The following is a 25,928-nucleotide window of genomic DNA, read 5'->3' as shown; positions in this document are numbered from 1 at the left end:
CTTCCGGCTTCCATCGAAGCCCGCCCCGATGCCCCGCACGGCACCCCGTGCGCCCCAAGGAGATGGACATGCCCCGCGACCGTTCCACCCCGACTCGCCACACGCTGGCCACCGCCGCCCTGTGCCTGATGGCGCCGCTCGCGGCCACGCCCGCCCTGGCCAAGACCCTGGTGTACTGCTCCGAGGGTTCCCCGGAGAACTTCACCCCGGCGCTCAACACCACGGGCACCAGCTTCGACGCCGCCCGCCCGGTGTACGACCGCCTCACGCACTTCAAGCGCGGCAGCACCGAGGTGGAGCCCGGCCTGGCCGAGAGCTGGACGGTGTCGCCGGACGGCCGCACCTACACCTTCACGCTGCGCAAGGGCGTCAAGTTCCACGCGGTGCCGGGCTTCACGCCCACGCGTGACTTCAACGCCGACGACGTGCTGTTCTCGTTCGAGCGCCAGTGGAAGGCCGAGCACCCGTACGCCAAGGTGTCGGGCGGCAAGTACGACTACTTCGCCGACATGGGCCTGAAGGACGACCTGGAATCGCTGGAGAAGGTGGACGCCCACACGGTGAAGATGGTGCTGAAGAAGCCCAACGTCACCATGCTGCCCAACCTGGCCATGGACTTCGCGGCCATCCACTCGGCCGAGTACGCCGATGCGCTGGCCAAGGCCAACCGCAAGGAGCAGCTCGACCAGGTGCCCGTGGGCACCGGTGCCTTCCGCTTCGTGGTCTACCAGAAGGACGCGGTCATCCGCTACAAGGCGCACCCGGTCTACTGGGGCGAGAAGGCCATGGTCGACGACCTGGTGTTCGCCATCACGCCCGATGCCACCGCGCGCTACGCCAAGCTCAAGGCCGGCGAGTGCCACGTGATGGGCTACCCGCGCCCGGCCGACCTGGCCGAGATGAAGAAGGACCCGAAGCTGCAGGTCACCAGCATGCCGGGCCTGAACATCGCCTACTGGTCCTTCAACACCACCAAGCCGCCCTTCGACAAGAAGGAGGTGCGCCAGGCGTTCACCATGGCCATCGACAAGGCGGCCATCCTGCGCGACGTGTACCTGGGCGCGGGCACCTCGGCGAAGAACCTGATCCCGCCCACCCTCTGGGGCTACAACGACAAGGTGGCTGAGTGGCCGCACGACCCGGCCAAGGCGCGGGACCTGCTGGCCAAGGCCGGCGTGAAGACACCGCTGGAGGTGGACCTCTGGTACATGCCGGTCCAGCGCCCGTACAACCCCAACGCCAAGCGCATGGCCGAGATGATGCAGGCCGACCTGGCCAAGATCGGGGTCAACGCGAAATTGGTCACGTACGAATGGGGCGAGTACCGCAAGCGGATGCAACAAGGCGAGCACATGACTGGCATGCTCGGCTGGAACGGCGACAACGGTGACCCCGACAACTTCTTCTTCCTGCACGGCTGCGACGCCGCGCGCCCGGGCGGACAGAACCTGTCGAAGTGGTGCCACAAGCCGTTCGACGAGAGGCTCGAGAAGGCCCGTTCGCTCACCGACAACAAGGCGCGCGCCAAGCTGTACGAAGAGATGCAGGCCATCGAGCGTGACGAGGCGCCGGACTTCAAGATCGCCCACTCGGTGGTCTTCGAGGTGCTGCGCAAGGAGGTGACGGGCTACAAGCAGAGCCCGTTCAACACCCACCAGTTCAATGGTGTCAGCCTGAAGTGAGATGACCTGCATGACGACGTTTGCCCCCACCCGTGTCGCCCTCGGCCTGGCCGCGCTGATCGGCCTGGCCGCCCTGGCCGGCTGCTCGCCCGGCGTGCCCGACACGGTGAAGATCGGCGTGGCCCAGCCGCTGTCCGGCCCCCTGAAGGAACTCGGCCAGGACATGGTCGACGGCACCCGCATGGCCATCGAGGACATCAACAAGCAGGGCCTGAAGATCGACGGCAAGCTCGTCACGCTGGAGCTGGTGACGGCCGACGACAAGGCCGACGCCGAGGCCGGCAAGGCGGCCGCCAAGCAGCTGGTGGACCAGGGCGTGGCGGCCGTCATCGGCCACCTGAACTCCGGCGTCAGCATCGCGGCCGCGCCCATCTACGCGGAGAAGATGATTCCGCAGCTGGCCATCTCCACCAACCCGAAGTACACCCAGCTCGACCTGCCCACCACGCTGCGCCTGGTGGCCAACGACAACCTGCAGTCCAAGGCCATGGGCTCCATCGCCGGCAGCCTGCCGGGCGAGCACGTGTTCGCGGTGGTGGACGATGCCACGCCCTACGGCAAGGGCCTGGCCGACACGGCCGCGGCGCAGCTCAAGGGCAAGAACATCGCCATCCGCATGTCGCTGGACGACAAGACGACCGACTTCTCCAAGCTCGTGCCCGAGATGAAGGCGAAGAACGTCGACGTGTTCGTGACCACGCTGGCCGACTTCCAGGTGGTGGCCCTGGCCGACCAGCTGGTGGCCGCCGGCATGAAGAACATGCAGATCATCGGCAGCGACACCATCAAGACCGAGGGCATGCTCAAGGTGAACCCGGCGGTGGGCAACATCTACGCCACCTCGCCCATCATCGGCGCGGGCGAGTTCACCGGCGGCAAGCCCTTCCTCGAGCGTTTCCGTGCCCAGTTCAAGCATGAGCCGGTGTACGCCGCGCACTACGCCTACGACGCGGTCTGGGTGTTGACAGCCGCGATGAAGCAGGCGAAGTCGGCAGACGGTGCGAAACTCCTGCCGGTGCTGAAGTCGATCGACGCCCTGGCGCCGGTCACGACCACCATGCGCTTCGCGGCGGACGGCGAGCAGCGCTACGGCTCGGTGAGCGTCTACCAGCTCAACAAGGGCGCGTGGTTCCTGCTCACCCGCAGCGACGTGTGGTGACCCTGCCCTGACTCCGCCGCGCCGCCGCACCTTTGGCAGCGCGTGCGACACCCCGATGGAGGCGGCCCACGAGGCCGCTTGTTCATTCATGCTGAAGTTCCTCTGGCGGCGCCTGGCGCTGACCATTCCGACCTTCTTCGCCCTGATGTTCGTCACCTTCGTGGCGATCCGCCTGGTGCCGGGCGACCCGGTCGAGGTGCGCGTGGGCGAGCGCGGCATCAGCCCCGAGCGGCTGGCGCAGTTCCGCCACGAGCTGGGGCTCGACCAGCCGGTGTGGAAGCAGTTCCTCGACTACTGCGGCCAGCTGCTGCAAGGCGACTTCGGCACCTCGCTGGCCACCAACCAGAAGGTGCTCACCGAGTTCATGGCGCTGTTCCCGGCCACCCTCGAGCTGAGCTTCTTCGCCATGCTGTTCGCCGCCCTCATCGGCCTGCCGGCGGGCGCCATCGCCGCGGCGAAACGAGGCAGCCTGTACGACCAGGCGCTCATGGGCCTGTCGGTCACCGGCTACTCCATGCCCATCTTCTGGTGGGGGCTGCTGCTGGTGATGTTCGTGGGCGAGCGCTGGGGCCTGACCCCGGTGTCGGGCCGCATCGACCTCATCCAGTACTACTTCGAGCCGGTCACCGGGTTCATGGTGGTCGACGCCTGGCTGTCCGGCCAGGACGGCGCGGTGCTCGACGCGCTGCACCACCTGGTGCTGCCGGCCGTGGTGCTGGGCACCATCCCGCTGGCGGTCATCGCGCGCATGACGCGCTCGGCGATGCTGGAGGTGCTGGGCGAGGACTACGTGCGCACCGCGCGTGCCAAGGGCCTGCCCGCCTGGCGCGTGGTGGGCGTGCACGCGCTGCGCAACGCCATGATCCCGGTGGTCACCGTGATCGGCCTGCAGGTGGGCGCGCTGATGGCCGGCGCGGTGCTCACCGAGACCATCTTCTCCTGGCCCGGCATCGGCAAGTGGCTCATCGAGTCCATCTCGCGGCGCGACTACCCCGCGCTGCAGGGCGGCGTGATGCTGGTGTCCTCCATCGTGATCGGCGTGAACCTGCTGGTCGACCTGGCCTACGGCCTGATCAACCCACGCATTAGGCATGGCTGATACGTCCGCACTGTCCCCCGCCGTGGCCGCGCCGGCCCCGCCCTCCCCCTGGAAGTCCTTCTGGTGGGCCTTCAGCGAGAACAAGGGCGCGGTCGCCGGCCTGGTGGTCGTGGTGATCGTGGCACTGCTGGCCATCTTCGCCGACGTGGTGGCGCCCTACTCGCCCAACGAGCAGTTCCGCGACGCCGTGCGCGCCGCGCCCGCCTGGGCCGAAGGCGGCAGCACGCGCTTCCTGCTGGGCACCGACAGCCTGGGCCGCGACCACCTCTCGCGCCTGATCCACGGTGCCCGGGTGTCGCTGTTCATCGGCCTGTCGGTGATGGCCTTCAGCTTCGTCATCGGCGTGCTGCTGGGCCTGGCCTGCGCCTCGCTCGGCCAGGCGGTGGACGTGGTGATCACGCGCGTGATGGACCTCATCATGGCCGTGCCCAGCCTGGTGCTCGCCATCCTGGTGGTGGCGGTGCTGGGCCCCAGCCTGGCCAACACCATCATCGCGGTGACCATCGTCTACCTGCCGCGCTATGTGCGGCTGCTGCGGGCGTCGGCCATGGCCGAGCTGCAGAAGGACTACGTCACCGCCGCGCGCGTGGCCGGCGTGGGCAAGTGGCGGCTGATGTTCTTCACCGTGCTGCCCAACTGCCTGGCGCCGCTCATCGTGCAGGCCGCGCTCGGCGTGTCCGACGCCATCCTCGAGGCCGCCGCGCTGGGATTCCTGGGCCTGGGCGCGCAGCCGCCCACCGCCGAGTGGGGCACCATGCTGGCCGACGCCCGCGAGTTCATCCGCTCCGACCCCTGGCTGGTCACCCTGCCCGGCCTGGCCATCCTCGTCACCGTGGTGTCGATCAACCTGGCCGGCGACGGCCTGCGCGACGCCCTCGATCCCAAGATGAGAAAAACGTGAGCCCCCACGCTCCCTGCCGGTCGCTGCCCCCCGAGGGGGCTCGCGCAGCGGACCGGCGAAGCCGGATCCGCGCACGCCACTTGGATGGCGGCGGCTCCTTCGGAGCGCCGCCTCAGCCTGCCTACCGCCTACGCCGCCCATGAGGTCCTCCACTCCGCTTCTCGACATCCGCGGGCTGAGCGTCAGCTTCGCCACGCGCGGCGGCGCCTTCCGGGCCGTGGACGGCGTCGACCTGCAGGTGGCGCCCAACGAGGTGCTGGCCATCGTGGGCGAGTCGGGCTCGGGCAAGTCGGTGGCGATGCTGGCCATCATGGGCCTGCTGCCCTGGACCGCCACCGTGGGCGCCGAGCGCATGCACTTCGACGGCCAGGACCTGCTGGCCATGCACCCGAAGCAGCGCCGCGCGCTCGTCGGCCGTGACGTGGCCATGGTGTTCCAGGAGCCGATGAGCTCGCTGAACCCGTGCTTCACCGTGGGCTACCAGATCGGCGAGGCGCTGGCCGCCCACACCGCGCTGGACCGCACCCAGCGCCGCGCCCGGGTCATCGAGCTGCTCGAGCAGGTGGGCATCCCCGACCCGGCCCGCCGCGCACGCGCCTTTCCCCACCAGCTCTCCGGCGGCATGAGCCAGCGCGTCATGATCGCCATGGCGCTGGCCTGCAAGCCGCGCCTGCTCATCGCCGACGAGCCGACCACCGCCCTGGACGTGACCATCCAGGCGCAGATCCTCGACCTGCTGCGCGGCCTGCGCCGCGACACCGGCATGGCGCTGGTGCTCATCACGCACGACCTGGGCGTGGTGGCCGAGACCGCCGACCGTGTGCTGGTGCAGTACGCCGGGCGGCCGGTGGAAACCCAGCCCGCGGCCACGCTGTTCCAGGACCCGCACCACCCCTACACCGCCGCGCTGCTGGCCGCGCTGCCCGAGCGGGTGGCGCACGGGCAGCGCCTGTCCGCCATCGACGGCCTGGTGCCCGGCCAGTTCGACCGCCCGGCCGGCTGCCTGTTCGCGCCGCGCTGCCCGCAGGCGCAGCCGCTGTGCCACCGCGTGGCGCCGGCGGCGGCCTGCGATTCGCTGGGCCGCGCGCTGTGCCACTTCCCGCTGGTGGACGGCCGCGCGCCGGACCTGGCCGCCGGCGCACCGCACCCGGAGGCGGCATGAACACCGACACCCTCGATCGGACCGTGGCGCCCGCGTCGCCCGACACCACGGCGACCGTGCTGCAGGCCGTGGCCCTGCGCCGGGACTACCCGGTCTCGCGCGGCCTGTTCCAGCCGCCCGCGGTCGTGCACGCGCTCGACGGCGTGGGCTTCAGCGTGGCCGCCGGGCGCACCCTGGCGGTGGTGGGCGAGTCCGGCTGCGGCAAGTCCACGCTGGCCCGGCTGCTCACCATGATCGAGCCGCCCACCGCGGGACAGCTGCTGATCGACGGCCAGGACGTCGCCGCGGCCGACGAGGCGCTGAAGCGCCAGCTGCGCCGGCAGATCCAGATCGTCTTCCAGAACCCCTACGGCTCGCTCAACCCGCGCCAGACGGTGGGCGCCGCGCTGATGGAGCCGCTGCTGGTCAACGGGCTGGGCAACCGCGACGAGCGAGAACAGCAGGCGCGCGAGATGCTGCGCCAGGTGGGCCTGCGCGAGGAGCACTTCGGCCGCTACCCGCACATGTTCTCCGGCGGGCAGCGCCAGCGCGTGGCCATCGCCCGCGCGCTGATGCTGCGGCCCCGCGTGCTGGTGCTCGACGAGCCGGTGTCGGCGCTGGACGTGTCCATCCGCGCCCAGGTGCTGAACCTGCTGGACGAGCTGCAGGAACGCCTGCACGTGGCCTATGTCTTCATCTCGCACGACCTGGGCGTGGTGCGCCACGTGGCCGACGACGTGCTGGTGATGTACCTCGGCCGCTGCGTGGAGAGCGGCCCGCGCGACGCGGTGTTCGAGTCGCCGCGCCACCCCTACACGCGCGCGCTGCTGTCGGCCACGCCCACCGTGGACTCGGCCCACCGGCGCGAGCGCATCCTGCTCAAGGGCGAGCTGCCCTCCCCCATCGACCGGCCCAGCGGCTGCCCCTTCCGCACGCGCTGCCCGCTCGCCTTCGAGCGCTGCGCGGCCGAGATGCCGCCGCTGGCCGCGCCGCCGGGCGCCGCCCATCCCGATCAGCGCGTGGCCTGCTGGGCGGTGGAGGCCGGCCGCAGCTGACCGGCGCGGCGCCACGCGGCGTCCGCCTCGCACGCCGCCTGCACCACCCAGCCGGGGTCGTCCAGCGGCAGGTCGTGCCCCGCCCACGGGTGGCGCTGCAGCGGCAGGCCCCAGGCGGCGGCCAGGCGTTCGCTGCAGCGTGGGTGCACGAGCGCGTCGCCCGCGCCCACCAGCACCCGCATCGGCACGGCCGGCGGCTCCGCCGGGGCGCGGAACCGCGCCGCCGCCCAGAGCTGGCGCATCGCGTTGGCGGCGGACACGGGCGCCTCGTCGCGCCAGCCGGCCCAGCGGGCGACCAGGGCGTCCGTCTCCTCGGCGGTTCGCGGGCGCGCACTGGTCAGGCGCCACACCAGGCGCTCCAACGATTCGGCATCGGGGCGCCGGATCAGTGCGCCGGCCACGGCCGGCCAGCAGCCCCAGCGCAGCCGCTCGTGCGCGGCACTGAAGGGCCGCAGGCTGGTGTTCACCAGCACGGCGCCGGCCAGCTCCTGCGGGTGGCGCGCGGCCCAGTCCACCGCCACCATCGCACCCAGCGACAGCGCCAGCAGCCGCACCGGGCCGCGCAGCCCCAGGCCGGCCAGGCTGGCCCGCGCGTCCTCGGTCATGGCAGCCACCGAGGCCGGGCTGCGTTCGCGCCAGCGCGCGCCGTTGCCCGCGGCGTCCAGTGCCCGCACCACGGTGCCCGCCGGCAGCGCGGCCTGCAGGCGGGCCGGCAGGTCCTCCCAGTGGCGGCTGTCGCGCGTCAGGCCGCGCAGCAGCACCCACGGCGCCGGTGCTGCGTGCCGCTCGGCCGTCATGCGTTGGCCACCGGTGGCGCGCCGTACCAGCGGCGCACCGCGGCCTGGTGGTGGTGCTCGCGCAGCGGCCCCTGCGGCAGCCAGCGCGCATGGCTGGCCGCGGCCCGGCCGAGGAAATCGAGCAGCCCCAGGTGACGCCGCAGCACGCGCCGCTGGCGGTGGTCCACCAGCGGGTTGAAGATGCCGTGGCGGCTGAAGAGCTGGCGCGGGTTCTTCTTCACCCACAGCCACGAGCCCATCTCCAGGGTCAGCGGCAGGAAGGTGTGGCCGGGCCCGGCGGCACCGGCGCGCAGGTAGAGGTGGTCCCACAGGTCGCCATGCGTGCGGTACTGGCGGCTCTGCGGCTCCATCACGTAGCGGTGGTGCAGCAGGGCCTGGTCCAGCATCTCGGCCAGGCGGTGCAGCTCGGGCAGGTGGCCGATGGGCCGCGCGGTGTGCGCGAACGGGAACCACAGCCGGTCGTGCAGGCCGAAGCCGGAGTGGCAGTCCACGGCCAGGGTGAAGGGGCGCGGCAGCAGCTCCGTCTCCACGAGATCACACAGCGCCTGGGCCTCCGGCTCCATGGCCTCGCCGCGGCGCCCGCGGTACCAGGGCAGCCGGGCGGACAGGCGCTGGCCGGCCAGCGGCCACGGCACCGGGTCTTCGGCCTGCACGGGGGCATTGCGCATCAGGTCCACCCCGCGCGGGTTGCTGCGCGTGCCCTGCCACACGCCACCCGGGTTGAGCAGCGGCACGAACACCAGCCGCACGGCATCGAGCTGGCGGTGCAGCGTGTCGTCCCAGGCCAGGCGCATCACCAGGCTGCGCAGCCAGGCGATGGCCACCTCGGCGCCGATGCGCTCCAGGCCGTGCACGCCACCCACCACCAGCAGGGCCGGCGCCTCGGGGCGCTCGCTGCCCAGCGTGTAGGCGCACACCGGCAGCCCGCCGCTTGGCGCGCCGCGCACGGGCACCGTGCACAGCAGCCGCTCGCGCAGCGCCGCGCCGCCCAGGCGCTGGAGCGCCTGCAGCTCGACAAGCTCGGGCAGGGTGTGGCGGGGGCCGGTGGTCATGGCGGGTGCGCCGCAGCATAGCGGCGCGCCCCGCCATCACCGTGTCATGCGTCTGTGCTGAAGCGCGCGTCGTCCTCGTCCGGCAGCTTCACCAGCGTGACGGGCACGGGCGAGCGCTCCACCAGCACATGCGAGACCGAATCGGAGAACGCCGCCAGGAAACCGCCGCCGCCGCGCGTGCCCATGACCACCGCGCCGCAGTCCTCGGTCTCGATGAGATCGAGCAGCGCATGGGCCGGCTCGCCGGTGACCAGCACCTCGGTGGCGTCCAGCCCGGCCTGGCGCAGCAGGCCTTCGGCCGTCTGCAGCGCATGCTCGCCCGCGGCCTCGGCGATGTGGCCGAGCGTGTCGGGATCGGGCGCACGCAGCCATTCGTACAGGCTGGCCGGCTCCTGCACATTGGCCAGCACCAGCTCGGCGCGCAGGCCGAGCTGCACCAGGCCGATGGCATGGCGCAGGGCCGCGAGCGACAGCGCCGTGCCGTCGATGGGAACGAGGATCTTCATGGAAACTCTCCTTGGCCCCATGCTGCCGCCTCGCCGCGCAGGACGCAAGCCGCACGCATCAGGGCAGCGCGGCCAGGCAGCACACCGGCGCGCTCACACCGCGGCCGCGGCGAACACCTCGTCCAGCCGGCGCTGCCATTCGGCCCGGGCCGGCGCGTCCACGAAACTGGCCTCGAAGCTGTTGCGCGCCAGGGTGTAGGCCTGTCGTGCGCCCAGCTGGGGCAAGGCCGCGAAGGTCTGCACGAAGTTGTCGTTGAGGTAGCCGCCGAAGTAGGCCGGGTCGTCCGAATTGATCGTCACCACCAAGCCCGCGTCCAGCAGCTGCGGCAGGTTGTGCGCCGCCAGCGAGGGGAACACGCACAGCTTCACGTTGGACAGCGGGCACACGGTGAGTGGCATGCGCAGCGCCGCCAGCCGGGCCACCAGGCCCGGGTCCTCCACGCAGCGCACGCCGTGGTCGATGCGTTCCACCTTCAGCACGTCGATGGCGCTGTCGATGTAGGCCGGCGGGCCTTCCTCGCCGGCGTGGGCCACGACGTGCAGCCCCAGCTCCCGGCAGCGCGCGAACACGCGGGCGAACTTCTCGGGCGGGTGGTCACGCTCGGAGCTGTCCAGCCCCACGCCCACGACGTACTCGCGGTAGGGCAGGGCCGCGTTCAGCGTGCGCAAGGCATCTTCCTCGCTCAGGTGGCGCAGGAAGCACAGGATGAGCCGGCTGGTGATGCCGAACTCGGCATGGGCCCGCTGGCAGGCGTGGTGCAGGCCGAGGATCACCGCCTCGATCGGCACGCCGCGCTCGGTGTGGGTCTGCGGGTCGAAGAACAGCTCGGCATGCACCACGTTGTCCGCCGCCGCCTTCTCGAAGTAGGCCCAGGCCATGTCGAAGAAGTCGGCTTCCTTGAGCAGCACGCTGGCGCCCGCGTAGTAGATGTCCAGGAAGCTCTGCAGGTCGGTGAAGGCGTAGGCCTCGCGCAGCGCCTGCACGCTGGGGTAGGCCAGCGCCACGCCGTTGCGCTCGGCCAGCCGGAAGATCAGCTCCGGCTCCAGCGAGCCCTCGATGTGGATGTGCAGCTCGGCCTTGGGCATCTGGCGCAGCAGCGCGGGCAGCCGGTCACGGGGGATGCGGTCGAAATCAGGCATGGCGGATGGGAGGTGGCGATGGCAGCGGCGCCATTGTCCCGCCACTCGAGGGCCCCTGCCTTCCGTTCGGCCTGAGCGTGTCGAAGGCCCTGTACGCCAAGGCCGGCGCGTGCCCCCCCGACACCCGCCCCACCGGGCTCATTCGTCCGCGCCCTCGGCCTGGCGGCCGAGGGTCCGCTGCGATGCTCGGCCGGCCGGCACGCCGCCGAACTCGCTGCGCGGGCTGCCGCCCGCTTCGCTCAGACACCGGACGGCGAGTCAGAGGACGAGGCGCGCCGACACGGCGCGCTGCCGGCCGTCCTGCGCTTCTCGCCGCTCCCCAAATCGCCCGGCGGGGCGGGTGTCGGGGGTGCCGGGGATGCGTGGGTGCGGCGGCGAGGGAGGGCCTTCGACAAGCTCAGGCCGAACGATGCGTGAGCAAGCGCAGCCCTCCCCGTTCGCCCTGAGCTTGTCGAAGAGGCCCCTGACAGGACGAGCCGTTCACCCGCCCGCACCGGTGCCCACCCCGGCCGGCGATTTGGGAGCGCCGAGAAGCGCAGGACGCGGGTCGGCGCGCGCCAGCGCGCTGCGTGCACTGACTCGCGGCGACTGTCCGAGCGCAGAGAGCGCAGCGAACGAAGCGAGTTGAGCCGCGCGACCCGCGGCCGAGCATCGCAGGGCACCCTCGGCCGCCAGGCCGAGGGCGCGGACGCATGAGCCGGCCGGGGTGGGTGCCGGTGCGGGCTGGCACCCACCTCGGCGTGCGGGGGCCTTCGACAAGCTCAGGCCGAACGGCCGGGGTGGCTCGGACCGAACGGTGGGAAGGGAATCAGTGCCCGATCTGCCCCAGGAACGCGCGGATGCGCGGGTTGTCCTGGCGGTCGAAGAAGTCTTCGGGCGGGCGGTCCTGCAGGATGCAGCCCTTGTCGAAGTAGAGCACCCGGTCGGCCACCTCGCGTGCGAAGCCCATCTCGTGGGTCACCACGATCATGGTCATGCCCGTGGCGGCCAGGCCCTTCATCACGTCGAGCACTTCCTTGACCATCTCCGGGTCGAGCGCGGAGGTGGGCTCGTCGAACAGCATGATGCGCGGCTGCATGGCCAGCGCGCGGGCGATGGCCACGCGCTGCTGCTGCCCGCCCGAGAGCTGGAAGGGGTGCTTGTGCGCATGCGCCTGCATGCCCACCTTCTCCAGCAGCCCCATGGCGCGCTCGGCGGCCTCGGCCTTCTTCAGGCCGCGCACCCGGCGCGGCGCCAGCGACACGTTGTCCAGCACCGTGAGGTGCGGGAACAGGTTGAACTGCTGGAACACCATGCCCACCTCGGCATGCAGCGCCTTGAGGTGCTTCGGGTCGTCGTCCACCGGGATGCCGTCGATGACGATGCGGCCGCTGTCGTGCTTTTCCAGGCGGTTCAGCGTGCGCAGCAGCGTGCTCTTGCCCGAGCCCGACGAGCCGATGACCACCGCCACCTCGCCGGTGTTGAAATGGGTGCACACGTCGCGCAGCACATGGGCGGGGCCGAAGTGCTTGTTGACCTTGTCCACGGTGATGAGCGGGGCGGAGCCGGTCATGACTGCCGCCCCTCGATGTCGAAGCGGTGCTCGATGCCGTTGGTGATCTGCGTGAGCAGCGTGGTCATCACGAGGTAGAGGATGGCCGTGGTGATCAGGATGGGCACGGGCTGGAAGGTGGACGACTGCACGCGCGCGCCCACGTTGGTGAGCTCGACCACGCCGATGGAGTAGGCCAGCGAAGAATCCTTCAGCAGTGCCACCACGTTGTTCACCAGCGGCGGCAGGGCCACCTTGAAGGCCTGCGGGAAGGTGATGTCGCGCAGCGTGTGCCAGCGGCTGAGGCCCAGCGACTGTGCGGCCTCGAACTGCCCGCGCGGCACCGACAGCAGGCCGGCGCGGAACGCCTCGGCGTTGTAGGCGCCCACGTTGAGCGACAGCGCCAGCGCGGCGGCGGTGAACTCGGACATGCGCGAGGCATTCGTGAGCCACTCCCAGCCGATCGCCTCGACCAGCACCGGCAGCGCGAAGTAGACGAAGAAGATCTGCACCAGCAGCGGCGTGCCGCGGATGACCCAGATGTAGAAGCCGCACACCCAGCGCAGCGGCCGCATGCGCGAGGTCTTGCCGAGCGCGGCCAGCAGGCCCAGCACCACGCCGGCGATGCTGGCCACCACGGTGAGCTGCATGGTGACCACCATGCCCTCGGCGAAGAACTTCGCGTTCGGCCCGATGGGCGCAGGTGCCAGGGCGATGAGGCTGGCCGCCACCCACAGGGCGGCCAGCAGGGCGAGGGAGGCGGTGACGATGGTGGCCAGGCTGCGCCGCTCGCGCGACCAGCCCGCGGGCCAACCGGGGACAGGAAGAATCATGGACAGACGGCTGGCCGTGGGAAAGAGGTCCTCGGCCGGGGCGCCCGGGGGCGCCCCGGGGCGCGCATCACTTGCAGCGCACGTCCTCGCCGAAGTACTTCATGGTCAGGGTCTCGTAGCCGCCACCCTTGGCCATGTAGTCGGCCAGCGCCTTGTTGTAGGCATCGGCCACACCCTGGTTGCCCTTGGCGACCGCGGCGGCGATCTTCTCCACGAACAGCATGCCGGTGGCACGCAGCCCGGTGTTCTTGTTGTTCTTCAGCACGTCGAGCGCCACGAACTTGTCGGTCACCCACGCGTCGGCGCGGCCGGACATCACGGCGGCCTGGGCATCCGGGTCCTTGGGGAAGTTCTTCACTTCCTTCACGCCCGGGATCTTCTGCGCCGACTCGAGGTAGGACGTGCCGGTCTGCACGGCCAGCACCTTGCCCGCCAGGCTCTGCGCGGTCTTCAGGTCGGGGTTCTTGGTGACGATGGCACCGCCCGAGCAGTAGTGCGGGTTGGTGAAGGTCACCGCCTTGGCGCGCTCCTCGGTGATGCCGTGCGAGGCGATCACCACGTCCCAGCGGTCCTGGCCAAGGCCGGTGAGCAGGGCGTCGAAGCCCAGCGTCTTCCACTCGATCTTCAGGCCCATCTTCTTGGCCACGCCCTCCATCAGCTCGACCTCGAAGCCGGTGAGCTTGGAGCCCTCGAAGAAGTTGAAGGGGGCGTACTGGCCCTCGGTGGCCACGATGATCGTGCCCGACTTCTTGATGGCGTCGATGTTGCGGGCCGACGCGGCACCGGCACCGAACAGCATCACCACGGCGGCGGCGGTGACCGTCAGGGAAGAAAGACGCGGCATGGGGGATCTCCTCGCTTCAATGCGGCCCGGGATGCGGGCCATAAGGGAAAAGTAGGTGCCGCGCATCCTACTACCCGGGATGCGCGGCACCGGGGCTCTAGCAAGAATCGTCACATCGGGGCTTGCCCGGGGGTGCGGCGCGGGCGCGCCGCGCGACAAAAAGGCCGCACGGCGGGTGCCGGCGGCCTGGGCGGCGGAAGGGGTGCGCCGGCTTACTTGCCGTCGCCCGGCACCTTTCCGTCCACGCCCTTGACGTAGAACTTGATGCCGCCCAGGAAGGCGTCGTCGGCCACGGCGTCCTTGGCCAGCACTTCCTTGCCGGCGTTGTCCACGATGGGGCCCTTCCAGATCACGAAGCTGCCGTCCTTCAGGCCGGCCTTGATCTGCTCGACGCGGGCCTTGGTCTCGGCCGGCACGTCCTCGGCGATGCCCACGAAATCGATCGCGCCTTCCTTCACGCCCCACCAGGCCTTGCCGGTGGACCAGGTGCCGTCCAGCACGTCACGCGTGGCCTTGACGTAGTACGGGCCCCAGTTGATGACGGCCGAGCCGAGGTGGGCCTTGGGGCCGTAGGCGGTCATGTCGGAATCCCAGCCGAAGGCGCGCTTGCCCTTGTCTTCCGCGGTCTTGAGCACGGCGGCGGAATCGGTGTTCTGCATGAGCACGTCGGCGCCGCCGTTGATCAGCGCGGTGGCGGCCTCGGTCTCCTTGGGCGGGTTGAACCACTCGTTGACCCAGACCACCTTGGTCTTGATCTTCGGGTTCACGCTCTGCGCGCCGAGGGTGAAGCTGTTGATGTTGCGGATCACCTCGGGGATGGGAATGGAGCCCACCACGCCCAGCGTGTTGCTCTTGGTCATGGCGCCGGCCACCACGCCGGCCATGTAGGCGCCCTCGTAGGTGCGGCTGTCGTAGGTGCGCAGGTTCTCGGCCGTCTTGTAGCCGGTGGCGTGCTCGAACTTCACGTTGGGCGTGTCGGCGGCCACCTTGAGCATGGGCTCCATGTAGCCGAAGGTGGTGCCGAACACCAGCGTGTTGCCCTGGCCCACCATGTCGCGGAACACGCGTTCGGCGTCGGCGGCCTCGGGCACCTTCTCGACGAAGCTGGTCACGATGCGGTCGCCGAACTCCTTCTCCAGCGCCTTGCGTCCGTTGTCGTGGGCGAAGGTCCAGCCGCCGTCGCCCACCGGGCCGACATAGGCGAAGGCGATCTTCAGCGGCTCGGGCTTGGCCGCGGGGGCGGAGGCGGCGGCGCTGGCCGCCCCGGGCGCAGCGGCCTCCTCCTTCTTGCCGCAGCCGACCAGGCCGGCGGTGGCGGCCAGTCCCAGCAGGCCGGCGGTGGTGAGGAAGGTTCGCTTCGAGAGGGTCATGTCAGGACTCCGTGTCGTCGTCAAGAAAGGGTTCACGAATGGGACGCCGCCGTCAAAGCGCGGCGCCGAGGGGAGGCACGCTTCACTGCCCCGGGAAGAACGGCTTGCCCAGCGAGGCCGGCATGTTGGCGCGTATCCACGCGGGGTTGCGCGAGATGAGCACCAGCACCACGATGGTGGCCAGGTAGGGCAGCATGGACAGCCACTGGCTGGCGATCTCCACGCCCTCACCCTGCAGGTGGAACTGCAGCATGGTGACGCCGCCGAACAGGTAGGCGCCAAGCAGGACGCGTGCCGGCCGCCAGGTGGCGAAGGTGGTCAGCGCCAGGGCGATCCAGCCGCGGCCGGCCACCATGCCCTCCACCCACAGCGGCGTGTAGATCACCGACAGGTAGGCGCCCGCCAGCCCGCACAGCGCACCGCCGCCCACCACCGCGGCCAGGCGGATGCGCCGCACCGGGTAGCCCAGCGCATGCGCGGATTCGGGCGACTCGCCCACTGCGCGCAGCACCAGCCCGGCGCGCGAGCGGTACAGGAACCAGGCCAGGCCGGCCGCCAGCGCGATGGCGCCATACACCAGCGGATGGTGGCGGAACAGCGCGGGCCCCAGCACCGGGATGTCGGCCAGCAGCGGCAGCGCGAAGACGGTGCGCTCGCCGATGCGCTCCTGCACGTAGCCGATGCCCACGAAGGCGGAGAAGCCGGCGCCGAACAGGCTGAGGGCCAGGCCGCTGGCGTACTGGTTGGTGTTGAGCCAGATGACCAGCACGCCGAAGGCGGCGGCCATCAGTGCGCCCGCGCCCATGCCGGCCGCGAAGGCCAGCAGGTCGGAGCCGGTGTGCACGGCCGTGGCGAAGCCCGCCACCGCGGCCACCAGCATCATGCCCTCGGCGCCGAGGTTGACGATGCCGGCCCGCTCGTTGAGCAGCAGCCCCAGGCCGGCGATGGCCAGCACGGTGCCGGCGTTCAGCGTGGCCGCCAGCAGCAGCGCCATCTCGTTCATGCCCGGGCTCCCTTCGAGCGGACGAGGCGATAGTGGATCAGGGTGTCGCAGGCCAGCAGCGCGAACAGCAGCAGGCCCTGGAACACGCCGGTGAGTGCCTTGGGCAGGCCCAGGCGCGACTGGGCCAGCTCACCGCCGATGTAGAACATGCTCATCAGCACCGCCGACAGCACGATGCCCACCGGGTGCAGCCGGCCCACGAAGGCCACGATGATGGCCGCGAAGCCGTAGCCGGCCGGCACGTAGGGCGTCAGCTGGCCCAGCGGCCCGGCCGCCTCCAGCCCACCGGCCAGCCCGGCCAGCCCGCCCGACAGCAGCAGCGCCGTCCACACCGCACGGCGCGAGGAGAAGCCCGCGTAGCGCGCGGCGGCCGGCGCCTGCCCGCCCACCTGCAGCGCGAAGCCGCGGTAGGTGCGGAACATGAACACCCACAGCGCCGCCACCGCCACCACCGCCACCACGACCCCGGCGTTCATGCGCAGGCCCTGCACCAGGCGCGGCACGCGGGTGGTGGCATCGAAGGTGATGGTCTGCGGGAAGTTGTAGCCCGCCGGGTCCTTCCAGGGCCCGTACACCAGCCAGGCCAGCAGCAGGTCGGCCACGTACACCAGCATCAGGCTGACCAGGATCTCGTTGGCGCTGAAGCGGTCGCGCAGCAGGGCCACGATGGCCGCCCAGGCCATGCCACCCACCGCGCCCGCCACCAGCACGGGGGCCACCATGCCCGCGCCCAGCCAGGCCGTGGCCGGCCCGGCCTGCATGGCCATCCAGCCGGCCGCCAGCGCACCCACCACGAACTGCCCTTCCGCGCCGATGTTCCATACGTTGGCGCGGAAGCACACCGCCAGGCCCAGCGCGATGAGCACCAGCGGCACGGCCTTGACGGACAGCTCGGACAACGCGTAGGCGCTCTTCAGCGGCTCCACGAAGAACACCTGCAGGCCGCGCAGCGGGTCCTTGCCCAGCGCGGCGAACAGCACCACGCCGATCAGCACGGTGATCGCCAGGGCGATCAGCGGCGAGGCGTACGACAGCGCCCGCGAGGGTTGGGGGCGCGCTTCAAGCCGCCACATGGGCCACCTCCCGCGCACCGTCCGAGGCTGCGCCATCCGCGCCGGGCCATAGCCCGGACATCCAGATGCCCACCTGCTCCACCGTGGCCTCGGCGATGGGCACCGGCGGCGACAGGCGGCCGCGGGCGATGACCACCAGCCGGTCGCAGATCTCGAACAGCTCGTCGAGCTCCTCGCTGACCACCAGCACCGCACAGCCCTCGTCGCGCAGCTGCAGCAGGGCCTGGCGGATCTGCGCGGCGGCGCCCACGTCCACGCCCCAGGTGGGCTGCGCGACGATGAGCACCTGCGGCCGCGCGTCGATCTCGCGGCCGACCAGGAACTTCTGCAGGTTGCCGCCGGACAGGGACCGCGCCGCGGCGTCCGGCCCCGGCGCCTTGACGCCGAAGCGCTCGATCAGCCGGATGGCCAGCAGCCGGGTCTCGCCCAGGTGCAGCCAGCCGGTGCGGCCCACGGCCTCCTCGCGGGTCAGCAGCGTGTTCTGCGCCAGGCTCATGGCCGGCACGGCGCCGCGGCCCAGGCGCTCCTCGGGCACGAAGTGCAGGCCGCGGGCACGGCGCTCGCGCGGCGAGGCGCGCGAGATGTCGGCCTCGCCCAGGCGCACGCTGCCGGCCGGTGCCCGGCGGTCCTCGCCCGAGAGCGCCGCCATCAGCTCCTGCTGGCCGTTGCCGGACACACCGGCGATGCCCAGCACCTCGCCCGCGCGCAGCTGCAGCGACACCGCCTCCAGCGCCACGCCGAAGGGATCGACCTGCGGCAGCGACAGGCCGCGCACCTCCAGCGCCACGTCGCCCGCATGCGGGCCGCGGCGCGCCAGGGCCGGCGGCTCCGCGCCGATCATCAGGCGCGACAGGCTGGCGTTGGTCTCGCGCGTGGGGTCCACCTCGCCTGTCACCCGGCCGCCGCGCAGCACGGTGCAGTGGTGGCACAGGTCGCGGATCTCGTCGAGCTTGTGGCTGATGTAGAGGATGCTGCAGCCCTCGCTGCTGAGCTGGCGCAGGGTGACGAACAGGCGCTCCACCGCCTGCGGCGTGAGCACCGAGGTGGGCTCGTCCAGGATGAGCAGGCGCGGCCGGCCCAGCAGGGCGCGCACGATCTCCACCCGCTGCCGCTCGCCCACGCTGAGCGAGTGCACCGGCCGCAGCGGGTCCACGGCCAAGCCGTAGCCCTCGGCCACCTCGCGGATGCGACGCGTCACGTCGGCCAGCGACAGCGCCTTGTCCAGGCCCAGCCACACGTTCTCGGCCGCGGTCAGCGTGTCGAACAGCGAGAAATGCTGGTAGACCATGCTGATGCCCAGGGCGCGGGCCGCCGCGGGGCTGGCCACCTGCACCGGTTGGCCGTCCCAGAGGATGCGGCCGGCGTCCGGCTGGGTGGCGCCGTAGATGACCTTCATCAGGGTGGACTTGCCGGCCCCGTTCTCGCCCAGCACGGCGTGGATCTCGCCCGGCGCCACGCGCAACGACACGTCGTCGTTGGCGCGCACCGAGGGGTACTGCTTGGTGATGCCTTGGAGTTCGAGGCGGTACATGCCGGCCGGTGCGGTGCGCGCGAGGGACAAACCCTGGATTGTCACCCGAGTGCGGCCACCTGCGGCGCGCGATCGGGCGCTCGTCGCCAGCGCGGCACACCGGCCACCCAGGTGGCCGCCACCTGGCGCTCGTCGGCCAGCGTCATCCAGGCGAACACCCGGGCATGCAGGGCCTGCGCCTGCGCCAGGCGGTCCCGGTGCGCGGCCACGGGGCCGTGGGACCAGTCCCAGGCCACCACGTCGGCCAGGCGGCCGGGCTCCAGGCTGCCGATCTCGCCGCCCAGCTGCAGCGCCTCGGCCGCGCCGCGCGTGGCCGCATGCAGCGCCGCCCAGGCCGACAGCCGCCAGCCCTGCATCGCCTGCACCTTGTAGGCCTCGGCCAGCGTGCGCGGCATCGACAGCGTGGTGCCGCCCCCGACGTCGGTGGCCACCGACACCCGCACGCCCGCCTCCCGCGCCGCCGCCCAGTCGAACAGCCCGCTGCCGAGGAACAGGTTGCTGGTGGGGCAATGGGCGATGTGGGCGCCGGTGTCGGCCAGCAGGGCGCGGTCGGTGTCGTCCAGCCAGATGCCGTGCGCCAGGATGGCGCGCTCGTCGAGCAGGCCGGCGCGGTGGTACACGTCCAGGTAGCTGCGTGCCTCGGGGAACAGCTCGGCCGCCCAGCGCACCTCGTCGCGGTTCTCGGCGACGTGGGTCTGCATGTACAGGCCCGGGTGGCGCCGCAGCAGGCCGCCCGCCATGGCCAGCTGCGGCGGGGTGCTGGTGATGGCGAAGCGCACCGTCACCGCGTACGCGGCCCGGCCACGGCCGTGCCAGCGGGCGATCAGGGCCTCGCAGTCGGCCTGGCCACCCACGACGTCGTCGCACAGCGCCGGCGGCGCATGGCGGTCCATCAGCACCTTGCCGGTCACCAGCCGCATGCCGCGCGCGGCCGCCGCCTCGAACAGCGCGTCGGCCGAGCCGGCGTGCACGGTGGGGTACACCGCCGCGGCGGTGGTGCCGTGCGCCAGCAGCGCATCGAGGAACAGGGCCGAGCCCGCGCGCGCCGCGGCGGCATCCGCGAAGCGCTGCTCGGCCGGGAAGGTGTAGGTGTCCAGCCAGTCCAGCAGGCTGCTGCCGTAGCTGGCGATGACGTCCAGCTGGGGGCAGTGCACGTGGGTGTCGATGAAGCCCGGCATCAGCAGCCGGCCACGGTGGTCCTCGCGCGCCCAGTCCTCGCCCGGCGGCGTGGGGCCCGGCAGCGCGCCGGCGATGCGGCCGTCCTCGACGAGCAGCCAGTGGTCGGGCCGGAAGCGCACGGCCGGGCTGGCGGGCTCGTCCAGCGCCGGCGTGCCCGTGAAGTCGAGCAGGTCGCCGCGCAGGGCCAGGCGGGTGGGGGCGTCGGGCATGGCGCCATTGTGGGGCCCGGGGCGGTGGCCGGCGTCGCTCCCCGTTCCGCCTGGGCCCTTCGACAGGCTCGGGCCGGGCCTGTCGAAGGGCCCGCACGCCGACGTCGGCGCACGGCCCCCCCGACACCCGCCCCACCGGGCTCATGCGTCCGCGCCCTCGGCCTGGCGGCCGAGGGTCCGCTGCGATGCTCGGCCAGCCGGCACGCCGCCGAACTCGCTGCGCTCACTGACGTTCACTGCGCTCAGACACCGGACGGCGAGTCAGAGAACGAGTCGCGCCGGTCCGGCGCGCTGCCGGCCGCCCTGCGCTTCTCGCCGCTCCCGAAATCGCCCGGCGGGGCGGGTGTCGGGGGTGCCGGGGACGCGGGAGAGCTGTGGCGAGGGAGGGCCTTCGACAGGCTCAGGCCGAACGCGAAGGCATGTCGGCCCTCCGCGGGCTCAGGGTGAGCCCGAGGGCGTCAGCCGGCCGCCAGGGCGGCCAGGCGGGCGCGGTCGAGCACGTGGACGGTGTAGCCGGCCACTTCGATCACCCCTTGCGAGGTGAAGCTGCGCATCAGGCGCGAGAGCGTCTCGGGCGTGATGGCCAGCTGCGAGGCGATGTCGCGCTTGCGCAGCGTGAGCTGCACCAGGCCGCGCTCGGGCGCGCCCGGCACGTCCTGGCAATGGGCCTGCAGCCAGCCGGCCCAGCGCGCGGGCGCATCCTGGTGCATGAGCGCCTGGGCATGGCGGGTGAGCGTGCGCACCTCGCTGGCGAGCACGCGGACGAACTGGGTGGCCAGGCCCGGGGCCTGCTCCAGCGCCTCGGCCAGGTCATCGGCATCGAATTCCAGCAGGGTGGCGGCGCCCAGGGCCCGGGCATCGTGGGCGCGGGGCGCCCCCAGCCAGGCCGCGCTGGCGTCCAGCCAGGCGGGGCCGCACAGGTGCCGCTCGGTGCGGAACTGGCCCTGGGCGTCCATGCGGCCCAGCGCGGCGTCGCCCTGGAGCAGGGCCACCAGGCTGCACGCCGGCTCGCCCTGGCGGAACACCGCCTGGCCCGCGGTCAGGCGGCGCACGCGGGCCAGCGGCGCGAGCCGCTCGGCCTGGCAGGCCGACAGGGCCGGCCCGGCGAACAGCGCGCCCCAGGCCCGTGCGTCGGGCAGCGGCAGGCGGGTGGCGTCGCCCACCAGGGCGGCAGGCTCGCGGCCGGCGGCCGGGGCGGGCGCCACGGCGGCGGGCCGCGGCGGCCCCGCCGCGGGGGCGGTGCGGGGGGGGGGCGCGGGCGTGGTCACGGTCATCCGGGGCGTCGGTCAGCTTCGGCGCCACTGTCACGCAGCGGCGCACCGGCCGGGTTGCGCCACGTCAAGCGCGCCCGCCGCCTGGCCGGCGCCAGATCAAGCCGGATGCAGGCGCAGCGCCGGAACCGGCACGAAGACCTCGGTGCCCGGCAGCCGCCACGCCAGCCGCACCAGCGCCGGGCCGCTCACCTCCTGGAACTCCAGCACCAGCGGCACGCGCTGACCGGCCTTCAGCGTGATCGCGTCCGAGGTGTCGAGCGTGGCGGCATGCGGGGTCCAGTGGCCGATGAGCCGCCGGCCGTCCACCCACAGCCGCACGCCCTCGTCGGACAGGGTCTGGAAGCGGTAGGTGCCGCTGGCCGGCGCCTCGATCAGCCCGCTCCAGCGCACGGAGAAGCCGTCGGCCGGCACACCGGGCCCCGGCGGGCCTGCGCCCCAGTCCGCGTCCACCGCCTCCACGCGCTGCAGCACCGGCGTGCCGGCGAGCTGCCGGTTGGCGAAATAGCTGCCCGCGAGGCCGCGCCCCGGCTCCGGCGCCGCCGGCTCGTCGCCCCCGATCTCGCGCAGGTAGGCCACCAGGTCGGCCTGCTCGCGCGGCGCCAGCTGCAGGCCCTGGTGAGCCGCCAGCGCTGCGTCCAGCGTCGGCGCCGAGCCGTCGTGCAGGTAGGGGGCGGTGGCCCACACGTCGCGCAGGCCGGGAATGTCGATGCCTGCCAGCGGGCCCCCCAGGCGCTGGCCGCTGGCCTCGGTGAGGGTGCCGATGTCCTGCAGGCCCCGGCTGGCCGACAGCGTGAAGCCGGCGCCCCCGTGGCAGCTGGCGCACGCCTTGGCGGCGAACACCGCCCGGCCGGCCAGGGCGCGCGCACTGGGCGCGTCGGCGGCCGGGCGATGCGGGCTGGGCGCGCTGCTGGCCAGGAATGCCACATAGGCGGCCAGCGCGTCGAGGTCGGCGCTGATGCCGGCCTTCGGGTCGCCCAGCGGCTGGCTGCGAGTGCCGGCGAGGAAGTCGGCGTCGGCCATCAGCCCGGTGCCGCCGGCCAGGCGGCGGATCTGGCCCTCGAAGTCCTGCACCTCGTCGGCGCTGGCGCTCCAGTGCAGCGGCCCGTGCGCCAGGCCAGCCCGGCCGCGCAGCGAGACGGTGTTGCGCAGGCCTTCGCCGGCGTCGGACATGTCCCAGGTGCGGCCGTCGTGACCGCCCTCGTGGTGGCAGGCGGCGCAGCTGAGGTAGCCGTCGCGCGCGAGCCGGGTGTCGCGGGCGTCGTGGAAGAGCTGCTTGCCGCGCAGCACCTGCGGGGGCAGCGGCTCGGTGGCCACGGCCGCCAGCGGCTCGTGCAGCGGCGGCACCGACAGCCGGCCGTGCTGCAGCAGCGGCCGCAGGTCGAAGGCGCTGACGCTGCGGTCGAGGTGGTTGGCCACGTACAGCGCCGTCCCGTCGGCCGACATCGCCAGCGCCCGCGGCGCAATGCCCACGGGCAGGCGCAGCAGCTCCTGCCGCGCGTGGGCGTCGATCACCGCCACCTCGCGGCTGGTCTCCAGCGCCACGAACAGCAGCACGCCGCTCGGGTCGAACAGCGCCGCGCTGGCGACGCTGGCGTTGTCGTGGTCGATGCGGCCGGCCAGGTCCTCGCGGCCGGCGTCCAGCAGCAGGCGCGAGCTGACCGCCCGCACGGTGTTCTGGAATGTCAGCGGCAGCCCGTCGCGGCGCAGGCCGCGCTGCACGTTGTCCTGCTTGGACGGCACGAAGGCCTGGCTGCCATCCGGGCTGATCGCCGGGGCGCCCAGCGCGTTCGGCACGCCGCGGCCCTGGTTCTCGCCGTCAGCGCGGGTGCTGGTGCGCAGCACGAAACGGCCGGCCAGCGCCATGGCGGCGGCGTCCACGCGCCACACCTGGCCACCGTCGCCCGCGGCCGGCTGCACCTGCAGCGTGGCCTCGCCGGTGAGCGGCGGGGTGATGAAGCGCGACACGTACACGCGCGTGCCATCGGCCGACACGGCGAGCCCCCCCGGGCCGCCGGGCAGCGCGAGTTCCCCGGTCTGGGCGAAGCTGGTGGTGTCCAGCCGCAGCAGGCGCTGGCTGGCGGCCAGGCTCACGTAGGCCAGCTGACCGCCGGGCGACAGGGCCAGCGCCACCGGCTGGCTGCCGCGCGGCAGCATCAGCGTGGCCTGCACGGCCAGGCTCGCGGGGTCGATGACGCTCAGGCTGCCGCCGCGCTGGCTGGCCACCCACACCCGGCCGTCGGCGGCACGCGCGATGGCACGCGGCTCGGCGCCCACCGGAATCTCGGCGATGCGGCCCTGCCCCGGCAGGCCGAACACGCTGACGCTGTCGCTGTCCGGGTTCACCACCCACAGCCGGCCGGGTTCGGCCAGCAGACCGCTGGAGCGGGTGGCCACGCCCCCGGGCGTGGGCGGCAGCCCCACCCGCTGCACGAAGGACTGCGACTGCTCGGTGCCGAAGCCGTCGCGCACGGTGAGCGTCACGGTGTAGACGCCCGGGCGGCTGTAGGTGTGGCTGGCGGTGCCGCTGTCCGACCACGCGGTGGGCGCCGTGCCGTCGCCGAACTGCCAGCGGTACTGCACCTGCCAGCCGCTGGCGCTGGCCTGCACGTCCAGCCGCTCGCCGCGCAGCACCAGCTCGGGCGGCGCCAGCGGCTCCAGCACCAGCGGCACGCCGCCCTCCACCGTCCACACCAGCTGCGCGCTGGCGCTGTTCAGGCCGTCGGACACGGCCAGCGCGACGTCGTGGCGGCCGGCACGGGTGGGCACGCCGGTGATGCGGCCGGTGCGCGTGTCCAGGGCCAGCCCGGGCGGCAGCCCGGCGGCGCTGTACAGCAGCGTGTCGCCGTTGGGGTCGCTCGCCTGCAGGGCCAGGTCCACGGTCGCCCCCACCGGCGTGCTCTGCGGTGGCGGCGGCGTGAGCACGGGGCTCACCTCCGGGTCCGGCCCGGTGGACACGCCCAGGTTGAGGATGCGCGCCACCGACGGCACGCCGGCGTCGTCGATCACGAACACGAGGTACCAGCCCGGCGGCACCTGGTTGGCCTGGCTGGGCACCTGCACATGCAGCCGCTGCCGGCCAGCGCCCTGCGCCTCGGCGCGGAAGCTGAGCTCGAGGAAGCGCTGGTCCATGTTGAAGCTGTGCGTCACCGCGCCGGTCCTCACCAGCGCCACGCGGGCGGCCGGGCGGTCGGCGGCCACGTCGATGGCCACGGTCTGGCCCACCCGCAGGTAATCGGGCGTGGCGGTGATGACCGGCCGCGCCGCCCATCCGCCGCCGGGGGTGAACAGGTAGGGCGGGTAGTAGATCTCGGCGTTGAGGTTGTCCACCGGACCGGGTGCGCCGCCGCCGGCCACCAGCACGGTGGCGTCGGGCAGCAGCAGCGCGGTGGAGTGGTACAGCCGCGGCGCGGCCGCGCGTGCGCCCGGCGTCCAGCGGCCGGTGGCGGGGTCCCACAGCTCGGCATCGAGCGCGGCGTCGCGCAGGTCGTTCCAGACCGGGCTGCCGCCCGTGGCCAGCACCCGGCCGTCGGCGAGCACGGTCGCGGTGGCCAGGCGCCGCTGCGAGGCCATCGGCGCCTGGCCGGACAGCACCGGCGCGGGTCCGTTGATGTCGATCACGATGGACTGGTCCGAGAAGCCGCCGAACTGCAGGATGCGGCCGGGGCGGAACATCGCCGCGCTCGAGTCCGTGCCATGGATGCCGTCGCCGATGCGGCCCGCCAGCCGCAGCCGGGCGGTCTGGGTGTTCACGTGGTACATCTGGCCGTGGCTGTCGATGCCGAACACCCGGCCGTCGGGCGCCAGGAAATTGCGCGGGTAGTAGAAATCCAGGGCGCTGGTGTCCACGTCCAGCAGCCGGTAGCGGCCGTCGGCGCCACGGATCTCGGGCCGGTCCATGCCCTCCCAGCCACCCTGGATGTAGACCTCGCCGTTGCGCAGCACGGTGGACGTGCCGTACCAGCGCTGGCGCTGCGTGTCCTGCCCGCGGGTCAGCGTGTTGCCGGCCACGTCGAAGAGGCTGCTGCGGTCGTTGCCGGTGTTGGTGGCCATGCCCCCGTCCCAGTTGTCGCCGTTGGAGATGACCACCTGCGGCCGCAGCCGGTCGCCCCCCAGCGGCACCAGCACCTGGGAGCTGCAGAACAGGTCGGTGCCAGTGGTGTTGGGCAGCACCTGGTGGCCGGCATCGGGCGGCTGGGTGCTGTCCCACACGTCGTAGACGAAGTAGCCGGTCTGGCGGCCGGCGGCGTCGCTGCCGTAGGTGAGCACCCGGCCGTCGGGCAGCAGCACCGCATGGATCGCGATGAGCGGCCAGTTCGCCAGCGGCGAGAACAGGCCGCGCTCGGCGGCGTCGGCCGGCACGGCCCTGGCCGGCCGGGGGCGCTCGGCCGGCTGCGCGGCGCTGCGCACCCCGGGGCGCGCGTCGGACGCTCCGGTCGCGGGCGGGCGCGCAGCGGCGGCGTCGGGCGCGCGGCCCGCGTCGCCGCCGCCGCAGGCCGCGGCCAGGGCCGCCAGCAGCACCCCCGCCGCGATGCCGGCGCGGCACGCACGG

20 protein-coding genes are annotated in these 25,928 nt (G+C 72.7%); 6 read left to right on the top strand and 14 right to left on the bottom strand.

Annotation, left to right across the window (positions count from 1 at the left end):
• The first annotated feature begins 68 nt into the window (after positions 1-68).
• The 6 genes from ACE3UN_RS17820 to ACE3UN_RS17795 all read left to right on the top strand — a co-directional run bounded on the left by ACE3UN_RS17820 (position 69) and on the right by ACE3UN_RS17795 (position 7,037).
• On the top strand, positions 69-1,682 hold the full coding sequence (locus ACE3UN_RS17820) for an ABC transporter substrate-binding protein (RefSeq protein ID WP_374676333.1): 1,614 nt from the start codon (positions 69-71) through the stop codon (positions 1,680-1,682).
• A gap of 10 nt (positions 1,683-1,692) precedes the next feature.
• A complete protein-coding gene (locus ACE3UN_RS17815) occupies positions 1,693-2,841 on the top strand; it encodes a branched-chain amino acid ABC transporter substrate-binding protein (RefSeq protein WP_374676332.1) in 1,149 nt (382 codons plus the stop codon).
• Positions 2,842-2,929: 88 nt separating this feature from the next.
• Entirely contained in the window at positions 2,930-3,940 is a 1,011-nt protein-coding gene (locus tag ACE3UN_RS17810; RefSeq protein WP_374676331.1) for an ABC transporter permease subunit, read from the top strand.
• Entirely contained in the window at positions 3,933-4,841 is a 909-nt protein-coding gene (locus ACE3UN_RS17805; protein ID WP_374676330.1) for an ABC transporter permease subunit, read from the top strand. Before ACE3UN_RS17810 ends, ACE3UN_RS17805 begins: the two co-directional genes overlap by 8 nt.
• A gap of 139 nt (positions 4,842-4,980) precedes the next feature.
• Positions 4,981-6,003 (top strand): ABC transporter ATP-binding protein, encoded by a 1,023-nt coding sequence (locus tag ACE3UN_RS17800; RefSeq protein WP_374676329.1) that lies wholly within the window; start codon positions 4,981-4,983, stop codon positions 6,001-6,003.
• Positions 6,000-7,037 (top strand): ABC transporter ATP-binding protein, encoded by a 1,038-nt coding sequence (locus ACE3UN_RS17795; protein ID WP_374676328.1) that lies wholly within the window; start codon positions 6,000-6,002, stop codon positions 7,035-7,037. Before ACE3UN_RS17800 ends, ACE3UN_RS17795 begins: the two co-directional genes overlap by 4 nt.
• Here the strand turns inward: ACE3UN_RS17795 and ACE3UN_RS17790 are convergent.
• The 14 genes from ACE3UN_RS17790 to ACE3UN_RS17725 all read right to left on the bottom strand — a co-directional run.
• Positions 6,995-7,834 carry an alpha/beta fold hydrolase gene (locus ACE3UN_RS17790; protein ID WP_374676327.1) on the bottom strand — a complete coding sequence of 280 codons (840 nt, stop codon included), beginning with the start codon at positions 7,832-7,834 and terminating at the stop codon, positions 6,995-6,997. The genes ACE3UN_RS17795 and ACE3UN_RS17790 overlap by 43 nt on opposite strands.
• Positions 7,831-8,886 carry a M14 family zinc carboxypeptidase gene (locus ACE3UN_RS17785; RefSeq protein ID WP_374676326.1) on the bottom strand — a complete coding sequence of 352 codons (1,056 nt, stop codon included), beginning with the start codon at positions 8,884-8,886 and terminating at the stop codon, positions 7,831-7,833. The genes ACE3UN_RS17790 and ACE3UN_RS17785 overlap by 4 nt, the downstream gene beginning before the upstream one ends.
• Positions 8,887-8,930: 44 nt before the next feature.
• A complete protein-coding gene (locus ACE3UN_RS17780) occupies positions 8,931-9,392 on the bottom strand; it encodes a universal stress protein (protein ID WP_374676325.1) in 462 nt (153 codons plus the stop codon).
• A gap of 93 nt (positions 9,393-9,485) precedes the next feature.
• Positions 9,486-10,532 (bottom strand): adenosine deaminase, encoded by a 1,047-nt coding sequence (locus ACE3UN_RS17775; RefSeq protein WP_374676324.1) that lies wholly within the window; start codon positions 10,530-10,532, stop codon positions 9,486-9,488.
• 808 nt (positions 10,533-11,340) lie between these two features.
• Entirely contained in the window at positions 11,341-12,084 is a 744-nt protein-coding gene (locus ACE3UN_RS17770) for an amino acid ABC transporter ATP-binding protein (protein ID WP_374676323.1), read from the bottom strand.
• Positions 12,081-12,896 (bottom strand): amino acid ABC transporter permease, encoded by an 816-nt coding sequence (locus ACE3UN_RS17765; RefSeq protein WP_374676322.1) that lies wholly within the window; start codon positions 12,894-12,896, stop codon positions 12,081-12,083. Before ACE3UN_RS17765 ends, ACE3UN_RS17770 begins: the two co-directional genes overlap by 4 nt.
• 67 nt (positions 12,897-12,963) lie before the next feature.
• Positions 12,964-13,740 (bottom strand): ABC transporter substrate-binding protein, encoded by a 777-nt coding sequence (locus ACE3UN_RS17760; RefSeq protein ID WP_374676321.1) that lies wholly within the window; start codon positions 13,738-13,740, stop codon positions 12,964-12,966.
• Between the two features lie 212 nt (positions 13,741-13,952).
• Positions 13,953-15,110, bottom strand: coding sequence for a BMP family ABC transporter substrate-binding protein (locus ACE3UN_RS17755; RefSeq protein ID WP_374676320.1), 1,158 nt, complete (start codon positions 15,108-15,110; stop codon positions 13,953-13,955).
• Between the two features lie 82 nt (positions 15,111-15,192).
• A complete protein-coding gene (locus ACE3UN_RS17750; protein ID WP_374676319.1) occupies positions 15,193-16,113 on the bottom strand; it encodes an ABC transporter permease in 921 nt (306 codons plus the stop codon).
• Positions 16,110-17,186 carry an ABC transporter permease gene (locus ACE3UN_RS17745; protein WP_374676318.1) on the bottom strand — a complete coding sequence of 359 codons (1,077 nt, stop codon included), beginning with the start codon at positions 17,184-17,186 and terminating at the stop codon, positions 16,110-16,112. Before ACE3UN_RS17745 ends, ACE3UN_RS17750 begins: the two co-directional genes overlap by 4 nt.
• Positions 17,173-18,717 carry an ABC transporter ATP-binding protein gene (locus ACE3UN_RS17740; protein ID WP_374676355.1) on the bottom strand — a complete coding sequence of 515 codons (1,545 nt, stop codon included), beginning with the start codon at positions 18,715-18,717 and terminating at the stop codon, positions 17,173-17,175. Before ACE3UN_RS17740 ends, ACE3UN_RS17745 begins: the two co-directional genes overlap by 14 nt.
• Positions 18,718-18,758: 41 nt before the next feature.
• Positions 18,759-20,105, bottom strand: a complete 1,347-nt coding sequence (gene guaD / locus ACE3UN_RS17735) for a guanine deaminase (RefSeq protein ID WP_374676317.1) — start codon at positions 20,103-20,105, stop codon at positions 18,759-18,761.
• A gap of 458 nt (positions 20,106-20,563) precedes the next feature.
• A complete protein-coding gene (locus tag ACE3UN_RS17730; RefSeq protein ID WP_374676316.1) occupies positions 20,564-21,379 on the bottom strand; it encodes a Crp/Fnr family transcriptional regulator in 816 nt (271 codons plus the stop codon).
• Positions 21,380-21,475: 96 nt separating this feature from the next.
• The coding region (locus tag ACE3UN_RS17725; protein ID WP_374676315.1) for a PA14 domain-containing protein at positions 21,476-25,928 on the bottom strand (4,453 nt) is incomplete at its 5' end.

The organism is Ideonella sp., from assembly GCF_041918995.1.
GTDB lineage: Bacteria > Pseudomonadota > Gammaproteobacteria > Burkholderiales > Burkholderiaceae_C > Ideonella.
This window is presented reverse-complemented; position numbering and strand designations above follow the sequence as displayed.

Bases quoted from the DNA above. Each gene is read 5' to 3' on its own strand.
- ACE3UN_RS17820 (WP_374676333.1), top strand. From the start codon at position 69: ATGCCCCGCGACCGTTCCACCCCGACTCGCCACACGCTGGCCACCGCC.
- ACE3UN_RS17815 (WP_374676332.1), top strand. From the start codon at position 1,693: ATGACGACGTTTGCCCCCACCCGTGTCGCCCTCGGCCTGGCCGCGCTG.
- ACE3UN_RS17810 (WP_374676331.1), top strand. From the start codon at position 2,930: ATGCTGAAGTTCCTCTGGCGGCGCCTGGCGCTGACCATTCCGACCTTC.
- ACE3UN_RS17805 (WP_374676330.1), top strand. From the start codon at position 3,933: ATGGCTGATACGTCCGCACTGTCCCCCGCCGTGGCCGCGCCGGCCCCG.
- ACE3UN_RS17800 (WP_374676329.1), top strand. From the start codon at position 4,981: ATGAGGTCCTCCACTCCGCTTCTCGACATCCGCGGGCTGAGCGTCAGC.
- ACE3UN_RS17795 (WP_374676328.1), top strand. From the start codon at position 6,000: ATGAACACCGACACCCTCGATCGGACCGTGGCGCCCGCGTCGCCCGAC.
- ACE3UN_RS17790 (WP_374676327.1), bottom strand. From the start codon at position 7,834: ATGACGGCCGAGCGGCACGCAGCACCGGCGCCGTGGGTGCTGCTGCGC.
- ACE3UN_RS17785 (WP_374676326.1), bottom strand. From the start codon at position 8,886: ATGACCACCGGCCCCCGCCACACCCTGCCCGAGCTTGTCGAGCTGCAG.
- ACE3UN_RS17780 (WP_374676325.1), bottom strand. From the start codon at position 9,392: ATGAAGATCCTCGTTCCCATCGACGGCACGGCGCTGTCGCTCGCGGCC.
- ACE3UN_RS17775 (WP_374676324.1), bottom strand. From the start codon at position 10,532: ATGCCTGATTTCGACCGCATCCCCCGTGACCGGCTGCCCGCGCTGCTG.
- ACE3UN_RS17770 (WP_374676323.1), bottom strand. From the start codon at position 12,084: ATGACCGGCTCCGCCCCGCTCATCACCGTGGACAAGGTCAACAAGCAC.
- ACE3UN_RS17765 (WP_374676322.1), bottom strand. From the start codon at position 12,896: ATGATTCTTCCTGTCCCCGGTTGGCCCGCGGGCTGGTCGCGCGAGCGG.
- ACE3UN_RS17760 (WP_374676321.1), bottom strand. From the start codon at position 13,740: ATGCCGCGTCTTTCTTCCCTGACGGTCACCGCCGCCGCCGTGGTGATG.
- ACE3UN_RS17755 (WP_374676320.1), bottom strand. From the start codon at position 15,110: ATGACCCTCTCGAAGCGAACCTTCCTCACCACCGCCGGCCTGCTGGGA.
- ACE3UN_RS17750 (WP_374676319.1), bottom strand. From the start codon at position 16,113: ATGAACGAGATGGCGCTGCTGCTGGCGGCCACGCTGAACGCCGGCACC.
- ACE3UN_RS17745 (WP_374676318.1), bottom strand. From the start codon at position 17,186: ATGTGGCGGCTTGAAGCGCGCCCCCAACCCTCGCGGGCGCTGTCGTAC.
- ACE3UN_RS17740 (WP_374676355.1), bottom strand. From the start codon at position 18,717: ATGTACCGCCTCGAACTCCAAGGCATCACCAAGCAGTACCCCTCGGTG.
- guaD (WP_374676317.1), bottom strand. From the start codon at position 20,105: ATGCCCGACGCCCCCACCCGCCTGGCCCTGCGCGGCGACCTGCTCGAC.
- ACE3UN_RS17730 (WP_374676316.1), bottom strand. From the start codon at position 21,379: ATGACCGTGACCACGCCCGCGCCCCCCCCCCGCACCGCCCCCGCGGCG.